Annotated in this window: 12 protein-coding genes and 6 pseudogenes; 11 read left to right on the top strand and 7 right to left on the bottom strand. The window is 69.6% G+C overall.

Annotation, left to right across the window (positions count from 1 at the left end; all coding sequences use genetic code 11):
* Window positions 1-161: 161 nt before the first annotated feature.
* Entirely contained in the window at window positions 162-404 is a 243-nt protein-coding gene (locus ACWCP0_RS11125) for a helix-turn-helix domain-containing protein (protein WP_451078540.1), read from the bottom strand.
* A 172-nt stretch (window positions 405-576) separates the two neighbouring features.
* Window positions 577-971, bottom strand: a pseudogene (locus tag ACWCP0_RS11120) (hypothetical protein); the annotation flags it as partial.
* Window positions 972-991: 20 nt separating this feature from the next.
* Between ACWCP0_RS11120 and ACWCP0_RS11115 the strand changes: the two are divergent.
* Together ACWCP0_RS11115 and ACWCP0_RS11110 are read left to right on the top strand one after the other, a co-directional pair.
* Window positions 992-1,270: a hypothetical protein gene (locus ACWCP0_RS11115; RefSeq protein ID WP_451078556.1), complete on the top strand. Its 279-nt coding sequence runs from the start codon at window positions 992-994 to the stop codon at window positions 1,268-1,270.
* Complete coding sequence (locus ACWCP0_RS11110; RefSeq protein ID WP_451078539.1) at window positions 1,267-2,118, top strand: DUF1932 domain-containing protein; 852 nt, start codon at window positions 1,267-1,269, stop codon at window positions 2,116-2,118. Before ACWCP0_RS11115 ends, ACWCP0_RS11110 begins: the two co-directional genes overlap by 4 nt.
* Here the strand turns inward: ACWCP0_RS11110 and ACWCP0_RS11105 are convergent.
* Window positions 2,115-2,759 carry an HAD family hydrolase gene (locus ACWCP0_RS11105; RefSeq protein ID WP_451078538.1) on the bottom strand — a complete coding sequence of 215 codons (645 nt, stop codon included), beginning with the start codon at window positions 2,757-2,759 and terminating at the stop codon, window positions 2,115-2,117. The genes ACWCP0_RS11110 and ACWCP0_RS11105 overlap by 4 nt on opposite strands.
* Before the next feature lie 165 nt (window positions 2,760-2,924).
* Between ACWCP0_RS11105 and ACWCP0_RS11100 the strand changes: the two genes are divergently transcribed.
* Complete coding sequence (locus tag ACWCP0_RS11100) at window positions 2,925-3,161, top strand: hypothetical protein (protein ID WP_451078537.1); 237 nt, start codon at window positions 2,925-2,927, stop codon at window positions 3,159-3,161.
* 725 nt (window positions 3,162-3,886) lie between these two features.
* Here the strand turns inward: ACWCP0_RS11100 and ACWCP0_RS11095 are convergent.
* The 3 genes and pseudogenes from ACWCP0_RS11095 to ACWCP0_RS11085 all read right to left on the bottom strand — a co-directional run.
* A pseudogene (locus ACWCP0_RS11095) lies at window positions 3,887-4,072 on the bottom strand (transposase); the annotation flags it as partial.
* 134 nt (window positions 4,073-4,206) lie between these two features.
* Complete coding sequence (locus tag ACWCP0_RS11090; RefSeq protein WP_451078536.1) at window positions 4,207-5,568, bottom strand: FAD-dependent monooxygenase; 1,362 nt, start codon at window positions 5,566-5,568, stop codon at window positions 4,207-4,209.
* A 364-nt stretch (window positions 5,569-5,932) separates the two neighbouring features.
* On the bottom strand, window positions 5,933-6,238 hold the full coding sequence (locus tag ACWCP0_RS11085; RefSeq protein WP_451078535.1) for a hypothetical protein: 306 nt from the start codon (window positions 6,236-6,238) through the stop codon (window positions 5,933-5,935).
* A gap of 255 nt (window positions 6,239-6,493) precedes the next feature.
* On the opposite strand from ACWCP0_RS11085, the pseudogene ACWCP0_RS11080 reads away from it, so the two are divergent.
* Window positions 6,494-6,776, top strand: a pseudogene (locus tag ACWCP0_RS11080) (hypothetical protein); the annotation flags it as partial.
* Between the two features lie 337 nt (window positions 6,777-7,113).
* Here the strand turns inward: ACWCP0_RS11080 and ACWCP0_RS11075 are convergent.
* Window positions 7,114-7,365, bottom strand: a pseudogene (locus ACWCP0_RS11075) (transposase); the annotation flags it as partial.
* Window positions 7,366-7,693: 328 nt separating this feature from the next.
* Between ACWCP0_RS11075 and ACWCP0_RS11070 the strand changes: the two are divergent.
* The 7 genes and pseudogenes from ACWCP0_RS11070 to ACWCP0_RS11040 all read left to right on the top strand — a co-directional run.
* Window positions 7,694-8,289: pseudogene (locus ACWCP0_RS11070) on the top strand (transposase); the annotation flags it as partial.
* Window positions 8,279-8,425 (top strand): hypothetical protein, encoded by a 147-nt coding sequence (locus tag ACWCP0_RS11065; protein WP_451078555.1) that lies wholly within the window; start codon window positions 8,279-8,281, stop codon window positions 8,423-8,425. The pseudogene ACWCP0_RS11070 and the gene ACWCP0_RS11065, both read left to right, overlap by 11 nt.
* Before the next feature lie 290 nt (window positions 8,426-8,715).
* On the top strand, window positions 8,716-10,818 hold the full coding sequence (locus ACWCP0_RS11060; RefSeq protein WP_451078534.1) for a protein kinase domain-containing protein: 2,103 nt from the start codon (window positions 8,716-8,718) through the stop codon (window positions 10,816-10,818).
* Between the two features lie 760 nt (window positions 10,819-11,578).
* Window positions 11,579-11,747, top strand: a pseudogene (locus ACWCP0_RS11055) (cytidine deaminase); the annotation flags it as partial.
* 24 nt (window positions 11,748-11,771) lie between these two features.
* Window positions 11,772-11,963, top strand: coding sequence for a LexA family protein (locus ACWCP0_RS11050; protein WP_451078554.1), 192 nt, complete (start codon window positions 11,772-11,774; stop codon window positions 11,961-11,963).
* A gap of 236 nt (window positions 11,964-12,199) precedes the next feature.
* Window positions 12,200-12,715, top strand: coding sequence for a phage holin family protein (locus ACWCP0_RS11045; protein ID WP_451078533.1), 516 nt, complete (start codon window positions 12,200-12,202; stop codon window positions 12,713-12,715).
* Window positions 12,712-13,680: an alpha/beta fold hydrolase gene (locus ACWCP0_RS11040; protein WP_451078532.1), complete on the top strand. Its 969-nt coding sequence runs from the start codon at window positions 12,712-12,714 to the stop codon at window positions 13,678-13,680. Before ACWCP0_RS11045 ends, ACWCP0_RS11040 begins: the two co-directional genes overlap by 4 nt.
* Window positions 13,681-13,764: the final 84 nt, after the last annotated feature.

The following is a 13,764-nucleotide window of genomic DNA, read 5'->3' as shown; positions in this document are numbered from 1 at the left end:
CACCGCCACCGACAACGACTGACGAACCACCGAGGCCGCACAATGGCTCACGATTGAACCGTTCGAACTGGTCCCAAATTCAGCCGTTGCCGACACAAAGCCGCGAGGGAGGGCCGCCATTGGCGGCCCTCCCTCGCGGTGGGGTGATGTGGGTGGTGTTCTTATGCGGCGTCGTCGGCGGCCATGCGCGCGGTCGTCCAGGCGCGTACGGCGGCGGGGTCGTAGCGCAGGTGTTTGCCGACGCGGAATCCGGGCGGGCCGGCGCGCTTCTTGCGCCAGGCGTAGACGGTTTCCAGGGGCACCCCGAACAGGTCGGCGATGTCCTCAGGGGTGAGGTAGCGGTCCGGCAGGCCCGCACGCAGGGTGGCGCGGGAGTCGGCCGGGTCTGGCGAATGCGAGAGCATCGTGCTCCTTCACAGCTCGGGCCGTCTGACCCCTTCGCAGCGCTTCGAGCTGCGCAGAGGCGTGTCTTCGTGGAAGCGGCGCGTCCCGCGTCTGTCCGAGGTTCGGATTTCTGCGTCACCGCGTCACGTGCGTCATTCGCGCGTCTGACCTGCGGCTTCCGGTGACGGAGAGGGGATGGGCGTGCGTCACCGGCAACAGGTCGGTGTCGTGCTTGGCCATCAGCTCCTGATAGGCGCGCTTGCGGTGCAGACCGACCGCGATCGCCGCGTCCAGCAGCTTCAGCGCCTCCTCATGCGTGCCGGCGAGCCAGTCCACGCCGGGCCGCACCGGATTCCCGTCCGCCTGCTTCAACTCCCCTCCGAGGGCGGGCGCACCCAGGGCAGGCCGGCCGATCCGGCGTTCAGGTCGATCACCCACGTCAGGACGTCTTCGGCGCGGGCGAGTCCGGCCAGGATCGTGTGGAGCATGTTGGTCTTGCCCGATCCGGTCGGCCCGACGACCAGCGCGCACTGTTCGCGCAGGTAGGCGAGCACGTCGTCGCCGTTGGTGCGGAAACCCCAGGGGACAGATCGTCGGCGCCACGGCCGTGGCAGCCTTCCCGCTGCACTGGGTTCGGGTGCTCCTGTGGTGCCCTCTGGCCACCACTGAGTCACGCTCCATCGACCGCGAAGACAAGGACGTCGATGCCCGCGTGAAGGTCTGGCATGAGACCCAGGAAGACCTCTTGGCACACGAAACCGAGCCGTGGACGCTCACGCTCCGGACCGACGTACTCAGCCCGACCGAGTCTGCCCACGCCATCGTCGAAGCACTCTCGCAGGGTGCGCCGGCCGAACCGCGGAACATCCGGGAGCTTGTCGGGTGACGGTCCTCGGCATCTTGCATCCGGGCAGCATGGGCGCCGCCGTCGCCGCTCAGGCGCGGCGATCCGGCGCAGAGGTCCTTTGGTGCTCTGCCGGACGCAGCCCGGAAACCACGCACCGAGCTGAGCAGTACGGGTTGTCGGCCGTCGGCGGACTCTCGGAGATGACCGACCGAGCCGACGTCATCCTGAGCCTGTGCCCGCCCGCAGCCGCGGAAGACGTTGCGCTGGCCGTCGCCGCACACTCGTACTCCGGGACCTATGTCGACGGGAACGCCGTCTCCCCCGCCACGATGGCGAGGATCAGCAGCATCATGCAGCCGTCCGGGGCGGCAGTCGTTGACGGCTCTGTGATCGGTTCGCCGCCGTCGGCGTCGAAGAGCCCTCGCCTGTATCTCTCGGGGCCGGGCGAGGCTCTGCCAGCGGTGGCCGAGCTCTTCGCCGGGAGCGCTGTCCAGGTGCGGCCCCTGGATGGCGACGTTGGGCAGGCGTCCGCACTGAAGCTGTCGTACAGCAGCTACCAGAAGGCAAGCCGTGCCCTTGCCGCCGTCGCCTACGCGCTCGCCAGTGACCACGGGGTGGAGGCTGAGCTACTCGACATCGCCCAGGGGCGTACGACCAGCTACCTGGCCGACACGGCCTACATCCCCAAGGTTGCGGCTCGGTCCTGGCGTTGGGGACCTGAGATGAGGGAGGCAGCGCTCGCGCTCGCAGAGGTCGGTTTGCCTCCGGAACTGGCCAACGCTGCCGCTGCGGTCATGGAGCGCTGGGCGGGCTTCAAAGACACCTCCCCCTCACTCACTCAGGTACTCGAAGAGCTGCACACAGCCCCGCCCGGCGAGCCGGTCTAGCGGGTCAACCCCCGCAGAGCCCCGATGGCTTCCGACGCGCTGCACACGATGATGTCGGGCTCACGGGGACCATCGGCCCATTCGCGGCCGCCGGCCACCCACGCGGTCCGCAGTCCGGCCGCCTTTGCCCCCGCTACGTCGGTCGCGGGATTGTCGCCCACCATCCACCCTCCGGTGCTCAGCGGGACGCCACAGGCTGCTGCAGCGGCCTCAAAGAGGTCACGCTCGGGCTTCCGCGCTCCAACGTCTTCCGAGATGGCGACCCCATCGAAGAGCGCGGCGAGCCCCGTCGAGTCGAGTTTGGCCCGCTGGATATCGACCGCCCCATTTGTCGCAATCCCCAGCTTCCATCCATCGCTCCGGAGCGCTTGGAGACCTTCCAGGACTCCGGGAAAGCAATGCACCGACTGAGCCACTCCATCCACGTACTCACACCACAGGTCCTCGGCGCCGTCGGTAAGCCGTAGGACGTCTCGCAGGTAGACGAAGTCCTCTGGGTACGCTCGGTCTCGCAGCCTGGCAGTCACGAGCACAGCGGCCTGATCCGGCAGTCCACGGGAGCGAGCGAAGGCACCCGCCCACGCATCCAAGCCGCCCTGCCGGTCGATCAGGGTGTTGTCTAGGTCGAAGAGTGCCAGCACACGACGGACGCTACGCGACGACTGCTGAGCCAGATCAGGAAAAGCCATGCGCGGGGATCACCGGTCAGCTGTCATGGAACGGACCGAACCCGTTTGGAGGGAAGCGTGCCTCAGAGTCACGAGGGAATCCTCGTTCCAGTGCAGCGGAACGTAGGAACGTGGAGCATGCAGTGGCAGCTCAATTGCCCTGCGTGCGGGATCGCGGAAGTGGAGCAGGGGCAGGTCGGCGCCGACCACGAGGCGGTCACAGTGCATCCTGACCGTGACAGCGGCGGGAGTCCGCTCGGCACCAGAGGCGGATACGTCAGTGTGGAACTGACCTGCGCGGCAGGTCACGGCTTCGACTTCATCGTGAGCAACCACATAGGGGCCGAGTTCGTTGGGGTAGTCGCTCGCACCTGATCTCGTTGTCCTGATCGTTGGCCAGTTCGCTGACGAACGCCACTGTCCACTGTCGTACGCGCACCCACTCTGACCCGCCGCGCAAATGATCCGAAGTGGGTCGAGTGGGGGGTGGGCACGCGCATGAGTGGAACGCGGCCTAACCCGGCAGGGCAGGTGTCGCGGTGTCCGGTGCCCCAAAGCCTTCGACGGCGTCCGTGGTCGTTGTGGTCGGGTAGCGCGCTTTAGTTGGCCCGTTCGGCCAGGTAGGCGCTCAATCGGAGGCGACGCGGGGCCGCCTCCTAGCGGCCGACCGTGCTCCAGTCGGCGGGGGCGGGCGGCACCGAGCGGCCGGCAACGTGATCGTGGAGGCGCCGGGTCAGTTCTGGCAGGTCAGAGGCCGGAAAGCTCACCTGGAGCAGCCGGAGGTCGAACCGCGACGGGAGATCCTCCTTGAATATCGCTGCGTCCATCGGCTTGATCTTCACGTCCCACGCGCCGGGGGCTGCCCAGTGCGTCATCCGCACGTAGAACGCGTCCCGCGGGCCGACATTCGCAACGGCCGAGAGGAAGGCGAGTCCGCTGTCGACTGGGAAGTCGATGAGCATCCAGCCGCGGCGAGACTCGACCCAGTCCACCACCATATGCGGCAGCTTCTCCGGCCAGTCCGCGTTGCTCTCTGCGAGGTCCTGGCAGCAGGTGAAGGTGTCGAACCCGCACTCCCAGATCGCCTGGATCGTGGGTGCGAGCTGCTCGTCGATCTGTGCGTGCTGGTCGCCCACCCGGATCGCGTTCACGATCTCCCGCATCCCGTAGGCTCCCTGGTGACCGCTGACCGAGCGGTGCCGGTCCTTCCACGCCGTGATCACCGGCGCGATCAACGACCACTGCTCGTCCGACAAGTCGCTCGGATATGGCGTGCGTTCACTCACCTCATCACAATCAGATCAGCGACCGCAGACCGGCAGATTCCGCCCGCACTCACACCATCAGGCGACGACAGAACCACTCAAAGACTCACGGACCGCCCTCTCAAAACTGCGCAAGGAGCGGTAGATGCTCCTGATCACGCTTCGGCGGCCCCGCCGTCCATGTTGTCTGTCAAGTTCAGCATGTCGAGCTGGCCACGCTGCGCTGGTGCCGCTGCCGGTGCTGCCAGGGCCGCCGAGGTCGTAACCCTCCTGGTGGCGCTGCCCGTGCCGAGGGCCGTCTCCCCGCGCCGCAGCGCCAGATACCTCCGCAGGCCCCCGTTGACGTCCCGTCGCACCCGGCGCAACACCGGGACCTGGGTGGCCCGGTGCAGCTGGTAGCGCCACGGCGGCTGGACCCCCTGCCGTACCGACATCGCGTAGGCGAACGCCACCAGGTCCTGCTCAAGGTGGCGGTCGAGGTGCTCGAACCAGGCCATGCTCGTGCGGGCCGCGGCCTGCACCGGATGGAGCGCGGCTCGGCGGCGCCCCTCGTAGGCATGCAAAGCGGCGGGCAGCTCTGCCTGCGTATACAGGCTGTGCGCGAGCTCGATCGCATCCAGCAGCGCCAGCCGGGTACCGGAGCCCAGGGTGTAGTGGGTCGTGTGGGCGGCGTCCCCCAGCAGCACCACGTTGTCGTGGCACCAGGTGGCGTTGCGTACCTCGGTGAAGTGCTGCCAGCGCGCCGGTTCCCCCCGGGACTGGCCAAGCAGCGCGTGGCCGTCCAGGGCGGAGGCGAAGATCTGCTCCAACAACCGCACGCCGTCGGCGCTGTCGAGCGCATCGAGCCCCAGCCCCCGCCAGGTCTCTGGGGCGCACTCGACGACGCAGGTGCTGATCCCCGCGCTCGAGGGGTAGGCATAAAACCAGACCCACCCGGCCGGGGTCGGTTCGAAGGCGAAGGTGAAGCGGGGGAACACCTTGTCGGTGCCCAGCCACATGTAGGGGTTGCGGCCGACTTGCAGGCGGGTGCTGAAGTGGTCGCCGTGCAACTGGCGCACCCGGCTGTTGGCCCCGTCGCAGGCGACGATCAGGTCGGCGTCGGCGAGCTCGGCCAGGTCTTCGACCTTGCGGCGGTGCTGGACATCCACCCCCAGCTCGGTTGCGCGTCGGGTGAGGATGTCGAGCAGGGTGGCGCGGGCGATGCTGAAGCCGTACCGGCCCAGATACGCGGTCTCTTCCCCGAGGCGGACCTCCTGGTCTTGCCACAGGGCCGAGGCCGCACGCACCGCCTGGGCGCTGTCGGGGTCGTTGCAGTAGAGGTGGTCGAGCAGGTCGTCCCCATACCCCACGCCCCAGCCGTAGGTGGCCCCCGGCGGGTCGCGTTCGATGACGGTGATGTCAAGGCCGGCATCGCGGCGCTTGGCCGCAATCGCGAAGTACAAGCCGGCCGGTCCGCCGCCGACGCACACGATTTTCTTGGCGTGTCCCGTTCTGGCTGCGCGGCCGGGCGGTCGCACCGCGGCTGCGGCACCCTGGTGCGCGGCCGGTGTCGGGTTGGGGCCGCCCAGCGACGGGGGGGTGGTCCCGGCCGGCGTCTCCTGCCGGTGGGGTCGTTGGAGTGGTGTTCGCATGGGTTCCTCTTACCTGGGTTGGGTCTTGGCGCCTGTGGGTCGGTGCGCGTCTGGGGGCACAGCAGGCCGCTGGGGGCTGGGCGTGTGCCCGGCACCGGCGCGCGGGTGCGGCGATCTCCCGCCTCAGGAGTGTCTGCCGCACCCGCGCCCGGTCCTTGGCGCTGACCGGGGGTTCCTCGTGGCCGGTCAAGCGCCGCCTGGGGTGCTGCAGGGGGTCAGGGCCGCGTCGGTGCCGCCTGCCCCGGGTCAGCTACCAGCCCCAGCTACTGGAGCTGCCCCAGCTACTGGAGTCGCCCCAGCTGCTCGAGCTGCCCCAGCCGCCGTCGTCGCCCCAGCTGCTCGAGCCGCCCCAGCTGCTCGAGCTGCCCCAGCTGCTCGAGCTGCCCCAGCCGTCGTCATCGCCCCAGCCACCCCAGCTGCTGGCGCTTGCCACGGTGGTGTGCGTCGGGCTGGCAGGGGCGGCCTGAGCCGCGGTGCCGCCGCCCAGGAGCGCCCCTGCGGCGGTTGCGGTGATGACGGCGGCCTTAGCGATCTTCTTACTCGTGGTTCGAAACATGACCTGTCCTCCTGTCTGTGGGTGAGCCTCACGCCGGGTCGGTGAGGTTCTGTATTGAGTAAGCCGGAGCGGGTCCTACGTCGTCACGTCACTGAATGACGTGACTTGACACCCGCAAACGATCTTGATAGAAACCCGCGTCCCGGCCCGGCGCCCCGCCCCGTGACAGCCCCGCCGGCCCTGGGACAGCCCCCTTGAGACGCCAGCGCCGTAGACCAGCCTGGCGGTCACCGCGACCCCGCCCTCCGCGCCGGCCCCGCCGTCTTCGCGGTTTACCTGTACGCGGCCGGCCCGAAGCTCGTGAAGAGGATCGTGAACCTGGTGCTCGCGCGGCGTGGTCCTGGCGGTCTCCAGCTTCTGGTGGGCGGCGGCCGTGTCGCTGGTGCCGGCCTCCGAGCGGCCGTACATCGGCGGCTCCACGGACGGCACCGCCTGGGACCTGATCATGGGCTACAACGGCCTCGGCCGGGTCTTCGGCGGCGAGGGCAACGGCGGAAGCGGCTTCCCCGGCGGCCAGCAGGGGAACGGCGAGACGGGCGGTACGCCCCCGACCGAGCCCCGCGAGGGCGACGAAGCCGCCTGGAACGAACTGACCCGCCGGGCCGGGTCGTACGTCCAAGCCGACGTCGACGCCTGGCTCGCGCACGCCCTGGCCGTGCACCGCGGGCACTACGCGGACCCGGCCGCCCACGAGGCCGCCGTCGGCCTCCTGCCACCGACCGTCCTCGCGCACGCCGACACTGGCGCCGGACCGGCGTCACCATCGCCGACGGCCTCAACCTGAACGACGCCCTCCCGGACCACCACACGCCCGACGGCCTGGCGCTGCACCACCAGCTCGGCGACGAGCGCCTCCGCACCGTCCTGCGGGGCCTCGCCCCGACGAGGCCGGGCGCCGGCCCGAGGCGGCCGGCGGTCGGGAAGGTGCTGCCGTCGCCGACCTTGATCAGGATGCGGGCTCCGGTCCTGACGCCGACTCCCGGCATAGACGTCAGGACGTTGGAAAGAAGGTGGGACTCCAGGAGTTCCTCGATCCGTCCGGTTGGCGGCTTGCGGTGGTCGAGCACGGCCGTCAGCGAAGCGGCCAGGCTCGGGACGATCAGTGCGGCCGCCTCGGTCCCCGGAACCGGCATGCGGGCCTGTCCGCCTCGATCCGGTCCGACGGGCGGGCCTGCTGCGCAAACGAAGAAGGCCCGTCCGCCGGCGCGTTCCGGCGGATGGGTCGGCCATGCCGTTGGGCCCGCCCTTGTCGAAGGAGATGCACCCCGCCAGGTCGTTCACGTCGTCTCGCCCTCCCGGGCACCCAGAACGGAGGACCGTCCGTTGTGACTAGCCTCGCGCTTTCATGAAGCGGGCTGTCCGACAGGCGGTCACACAAGCAGAAAGTGCCTCTGACCAGCGAGAATGAGGATTGTCTAGGTCCTTGTTCCCGCTGAATCCAGAGGCACTTTCCAGGTGAAGAAGCCTATCGGGTCCTACCCTCATGTCCGCGTCCAGGGGGACGGCCGGGCCGTGGTCTCGCAGGCCGGTTCGGTCCTGCTGATCGAAACTGTCCGCAAGAGCGGCCTTGACCAGGCCATATCCGCAGCCCTGACGCCGTGGCGGAGGCCGCGGGCCGTCCACGACCCCGGCAAGATACTCGTGGACCTCGCGCTGGCGGTCGCGCTCACGGGGACTGCCTCGCCGACGTCGCCCTGCTGCGGTCCGAGCCGGCCGTGTTCGGGCCGGTCGCCTCCGCCCCGACGGTCTCCCGCCTGGTTGACACCCTCGCCGCCTCCGACGGGAAAGCCCTGACCGCGATCCGGGCCACACGTTCCGAAGTCCGCCAACGTGTCTGGGAATTGGCCGGGGACCGGGCTCCGGACGCCGGCGGTCAGGTGACCGTGGACCTGGACGGGGTCCTGGTCGTCGTGCACTCGGACAAGCAGGACGCGGCCCCGACCTGGAAGAAGACCTACGGACACCACCCGCTCATGGGGTTCGTCGACCACGGTCCGGGAGGAACCGGCGAACCCTTCGCAACCCTCCTCCGCACCGGAAATGCGGGATCGATATTCCGCGGGCGGCACCCACGAGTTCGTGGCCTGGCTCGCCCAGCGCGGGCGTTGGCTGTCCTACTCGGTCGGCATGGTGATCACCGAGGCCATCCACGAGAGCCTCCGGGGGCCATATTTCGCGTTCCGGTGAGGACACCCGGGCCAGCACCCAGAGGAACTCGCGGCGCCACTGGCCGTCGGCTCCGACACCCCACCGCAGCCGGCGCTGCGCTATCACGGCCATCCGACGGCTTGGGTTTGTTCTCCTGCCCCTCCAGCGCGCGCTTTCCCGCTCCTGATCCCGACACCGCGGCCCGGAACATGCGCGGAGCACACCCGTTCTGGGTGACTTGCTGATCTTCGGGCAATGTGCGATACGTGGAGAGGGCCCCTTCAGCGCTCGCCGAGGAACCCTGCTGGCTGTCCTGGAAGAGGAGTGCCATGAGAGGAGCGCAAGAGGCCGCCGGGCGAGTGATCACCGGACGCTACCGGCTTCTGCGCCGGCTCGGCACCGGCGGCATGGGACGTGTGTGGCTGGCGTACGACCAGGAACTGGCGTGCGAGGTCGCGCTCAAGGAGATCATCCTGCCGCCGGACGTCCCCGAATGCGAGGTCGGCTCCCGGATCGCGAGGGCCCGCGGCGAGGCCCGGCACGCCGCCCGGCTGCGCAACCATCCGCATGTCGTCACCGTGCTCGACATCGTGGAGGAGGACGGCCTGCCGTGGATCGTCATGGAGTTCGTCCCCGGTGCCATGGATCTGGAAGCGGTGGTGTGCGAGCGGGGGCCGCTGCCGCCCGGCGACGTCGCCCGGATCGGGCTGGCGGTCCTCGACGCCCTGCAGGAGGGCCACCGGCTCGGCATCCTGCACCGGGACGTCAAACCGGCCAACATCCTCCTGACCCATCCGGGACCCCAGCCCTCCTACCCCACGGAGGGCGGCGACCGGGTGATGCTCACCGACTACGGCATCTCGCTGGAGCCGAGCTCCGGGGAGGACCGCCTGACCGCCACGCTGGAGATCCTCGGGACCCCGCGCTTCATGGCCCCGGAGCGGGCCACCAGCCAGCCGCCCACCCCGGCCGCCGACCTGTTCTCACTCGGCGCCACCCTGTACTACGCCCTTGAGGGGACCGGCCCCTTCGACCGCGACACTGCCCTCACCACGCTGAGCGCACTGCTGTTCGAGCCCCTGAGCCCGCCGCACGGGGAGACGGAGCTGACCCCGGTTCTCGTCGGGCTTCTGACCAAGGACCCCGCGGACCGGATGGAGGCTGAGGAGGCCGCCCGGCGGCTCGCCTCCATCGTCGCCCGGCCGCACCCGTCCGCCGCGGAGCAGCCGGTTTCCGCGCCGGAGGTGCCGCCGGAGGTGCCGCCGCCCGAGCCCCCCGCCTCGAAGCCCCCGCGCCCCCAGGAATCGGCCCCGTCGACCGAGATCGTTTCGCCAGTCGCGCCGGAGGAACCGACCGGCCCGCCCCTGGAACCGCTGCCGCGCAAAGGGGACGAGACCCGGCTGCGGCCCCGCCTGCCGCGGCCCAGAAACCGACGGGCCAGGCTCATTGCGGGGGTGGCGCTGGTGGCGCTTGCCGCGGCGGGCGGCGGCATCTACCTGGCACAGTCCCGTTTCTCGGGTCCTGAACCCACCGCACCGTCCGTGTCCTCGATCCAGGTCGGCAACTCTCCGGGCGGGGTGGCGGTGTCGCCGGATGGGCGCCGGGTCTACGCGACCAACTACTCCGACCCGGCTTCGGTGTCGGTGATCGACACCGCCACCAACCGCACCGTGGGCAAACCCATTCCCGTCGGCGACAAGCCGCAGGGGGTGGTGGTGTCCCCGGACGGGCGCCGGGTCTACACGGCCAATGCCGGCTCGGCCTCGGTGTCGGTGATCGACACCGCCACCGACCGCACCGAGGGCAACCCCATCGATGTCGGCAAGAACCCAATCGGGGTGGCGGTCTCCCGGGACGGGCGCCGGGTCTACACGGCCAATGCCGGCTCGGATTCGGTGTCGGTGATCGACACCGCCACCAACCGCACCGTGGGCAAACCCATTCCCGTCGGCGACAACCCGCAGGGGGTGGTGGTGTCCCCGGACGGACGCCGGGTCTACACGGCCAATGCCGACTCGGCCTCGGTGTCGGTGATCGACACCGCCACCGACCGCACCGTGGGCAATCCCATCGATGTCGGCAAGAACCCAATCGGGGTGGCGGTCTCCTGGGACGGACGCCGGGTCTACACGGCCAATGCCGGCTCGGATTCGGTGTCGGTGATCGACACCGCCACCAACCGCACCGTGGGCAAACCCATCGATGTCGACGGGGACCCAGTCGGAGTGGCGGTGTCCCCGGAAGGGCGCCGGGTCTACACGGCCAACTCCGCCCCCGCCTCGGTGTCGGTGATCGACACCGCCACCAACCGCGCCGTGGGCAAACCCATCGATGTCGACGGGTACCCGGTGTCGGTCGCGGTCTCCCAGGACGGACGCCGGGCCTACCTGGCCAACTCCGGCTTGGCCTCGGTGTCGGTGATCAAGTTCTAGCCTCCCGTTTTCGCTTGGGGCGGCGGAGCCGAGTTGGTCGCGGTGAGCCGGTGGTGTTCGGCTGTTGGTCGCCGGGCAGGCAGGGCTGCGGCCGACGCTGGGGTCGGGTTCTACAGGGATCCTCGGGCCGTAGGGAAGGGCAGGGGTACACGATCGTGGGACGGCCCCGCAAAGACGGCCCCGCTACCGCCCTTGCCCCACTGCACTCCCCCCAGGTCGTTGACCAGGAAAAATAGGTTGGTCCGCTTGTAGCGCCAAGCTGTGGCACTAAACTGATAAAAAGGGGAGCAATCCACCCAAACCAAAGGAGATCATTATGGCGAAAAGCGTCCGGGCGTGCATCCGATACCTCGTCGGTGCGTTTTGCGCCGCTGGGCTGCTCGCCGGAACGGTGGGCGTGGCGAGTGCTGAGGCAATGCCGCAGACAACGAAGGCCACGGCCGAATCGTCGAGCGCGGTATCAAGCGCGCCCTGCACGGGCCCCCAGAATCCGCCAGGCTGCATCCCTTAGTGAGGTAACCGCCACTGAGCTTGAAACCCGGTTCCTGGACCCCGACGCCGCCTTGGCCGCGACGGCCGACGGGCTGTTGTTCGTGGAGTCCCGGCCGCTGGGTGGCACGTGTGTGCGGACCGGCTTTGGCAGCGGCTGGAGATCGGGAACGCGATGAAACGGCTGCTCAAAGGGCGTCGCCTCGGCCTCAGCGCGGAGCGGGTGCTGTTCGTTCTGATCGCCGACCGCGTCCGGCGCCGTCGTCGCCGTGTGGGCGAGCGCGACTGCGGTGTAGGCCCCGTGCGGCAGGTGCCGCCAGATCCTTCTCGACTACTTCCCGGCCATCAACGTCATCGTCGGCACAAGCGACCGCCTCCGAGCCGTCTCCATCGTCGGCCTGCTTCCCGAAAGCTACTTCTGGGCCGATCACCAGCTCGACACCGAGCAAGCTGCACCACGCCTGATGCGGCACAAGCCAGCCGGCCTGCCCCCGGCAGGCCGCGCCATCGGATCAAGGGCCCTCACGGTGCGGGAGATCGGTGCGGCCGTAGGGCTGAGCAGCAGCAGCTCCGTGCTCTACCAGCTCCGCCGGTTGGAGCAGACCGGGGCCCTTGCCCGAGACCGCTACCGCCCAACATCAGTCCGCATGTCCTGACCGGCCAGTTCCTGACTTCAATGTCCATGCACGTCGGCGCCACCTACGGAACGACAGCAAGCCGGGCCGTCTGTGGGCCGTCTCAGGGCCGCCAGGGGTGACCGGCGACGACCAACGTTCACCATCCCGCGGCACGTCAGGAGCAGGCAGCGCCATAAGGCCCCAGGCAACGCAAAATGCTCGACAGTCCGGCATGATCTGACTTCTGATCCGAAGCAGAGATGAGGGAGTCAGCGATGAGCGACCCCGGCAAAAGCCCGGCGTACGCCACCGGTGCCGTCGAAGCCGCAGGCGACACGGTCGGACCGGTCCGGCTGGCCGGACCCGATCGGAGCATCGGCCAGCTGGTCGCGTCGGCGACCGCGGAGATGTCCGCCCTGGTGCACGACGAGATTGCGCTGGCCAAGGCCGAGATCCGGCAGGACGTCAAGCGCGGTGTGACGGGCGGCGTGGCCGGCGGGCTCGCGGGTGTCCTCGCGCTGTTCTCGCTGCCGGTGCTGAGCTTCGCCGCGGCGTACGGGATCCACAACCTGGGGCTCGGGCTCGCTTGGTCGTTCCTGATCGTCGGCGTGGCGTTCCTGCTGCTGGCGGGGCTCGCGGCGCTGCTCTCCGCCTCCAAGTTCAAGAAGGTCAAGCCGCCGGAGAAGTCCATCGCCTCGGCGAGGCAGACCGCGGCCGTGCTGCAGAACGTCAAGCCGCATCCCCGTCAGGGCCAGGACTCGTCCACAGCTGTGGCACGCTCGACTGCATGACGGCCCCTGATACGAGCCCCGGCGCCAGCGGAAACGGCCATGGCATCGGCGCCGGCAACGGCAGCCCCGTACGCATTGACGGTCCCTGGACCCACCGCGACGTGGCGGCCAATGGTGCGCGCTTCCATATCGCAGAGCTCGGCGACGGGCCGCTGGTGTTGCTGCTGCATGGCTTTCCGCAGTTCTGGTGGACGTGGCGGCATCAGCTGACCGCGCTGGCCGACGCGGGGTTCCGGGCTGTGGCGATGGATCTGCGGGGTGTGGGCGGCAGCGACCGTACGCCGCGGGGTTACGACCCCGCGAACCTCGCGCTCGACATCACCGGCGTCGTCCGGTCCCTGGGCGAGCCGGACGCGGCGCTCGTCGGCCATGATCTGGGCGGGTACCTCGCGTGGACGGCGGCCGTGATGCGGCCCAAGCTGGTGCGCCGGCTCGCCGTCTCCTCGATGCCGCATCCGCGCCGCTGGCGCTCGTCGATGCTCAGTGACTACGCGCAGAGCCGCGCCGGTTCGTACATCTGGGGCTTCCAGCGGCCGTGGCTGCCGGAGCGTCAGCTCGTCGCGGACGACGCGGCGCTGGTGGGCAGGCTCATCCGGGACTGGTCCGGTCCGCGGCCGCCCGAGGACGACGCGGTCGAGGTGTATCGGCGCGCGATGTGCATTCCGTCGACCGCGCACTGCTCGATCGAGCCGTACCGGTGGATGGTGCGGTCGATGGCCCGTCCGGACGGCATCCAGTTCAACCGCCGCATGAAGCGCCCGGTGCGGGTGCCGACGCTGCATCTGCACGGCTCGCTCGACCCGGCGATGCGCACGCGCAGCGCGGCGGGCTCGGGCGAATACGTCGAAGCGCCGTACCGCTGGCGCCTCTTCGACGGACTCGGCCACTTCCCCCATGAGGAGGATCCGGTGGCGTTCTCCACGGAACTCATCAACTGGCTCAAGGACCCCGAACCCGACCGCTGACCCCGGTCCGCCCGGCAGACCCCACGACCACCCGAGCCCCGAACCAACTGCCGGGGGTCCGGGGGTCGCCCCCGGAAAACACAG

The sequence above is a fragment of the Streptomyces sp. NPDC001970 genome (assembly GCF_053594115.1).
Note: the sequence above shows the minus strand (reverse complement) of the source record. Positions and strands in the feature narration are given on the sequence as shown.

Excerpts from the sequence above, each read along its gene's own strand:
- ACWCP0_RS11125 (WP_451078540.1), bottom strand. The coding sequence starts at position 404 with ATGCTCTCGCATTCGCCAGACCCGGCCGACTCCCGCGCCACCCTGCGT.
- ACWCP0_RS11100 (WP_451078537.1), top strand. The coding sequence starts at position 2,925 with ATGCAGTGGCAGCTCAATTGCCCTGCGTGCGGGATCGCGGAAGTGGAG.
- ACWCP0_RS11045 (WP_451078533.1), top strand. The coding sequence starts at position 12,200 with ATGAGCGACCCCGGCAAAAGCCCGGCGTACGCCACCGGTGCCGTCGAA.
- ACWCP0_RS11060 (WP_451078534.1), top strand. The coding sequence starts at position 8,716 with ATGAGAGGAGCGCAAGAGGCCGCCGGGCGAGTGATCACCGGACGCTAC.
- ACWCP0_RS11040 (WP_451078532.1), top strand. The coding sequence starts at position 12,712 with ATGACGGCCCCTGATACGAGCCCCGGCGCCAGCGGAAACGGCCATGGC.
- ACWCP0_RS11085 (WP_451078535.1), bottom strand. The coding sequence starts at position 6,238 with ATGTTTCGAACCACGAGTAAGAAGATCGCTAAGGCCGCCGTCATCACC.
- ACWCP0_RS11050 (WP_451078554.1), top strand. The coding sequence starts at position 11,772 with ATGCGGCACAAGCCAGCCGGCCTGCCCCCGGCAGGCCGCGCCATCGGA.
- ACWCP0_RS11065 (WP_451078555.1), top strand. The coding sequence starts at position 8,279 with ATGCGGGATCGATATTCCGCGGGCGGCACCCACGAGTTCGTGGCCTGG.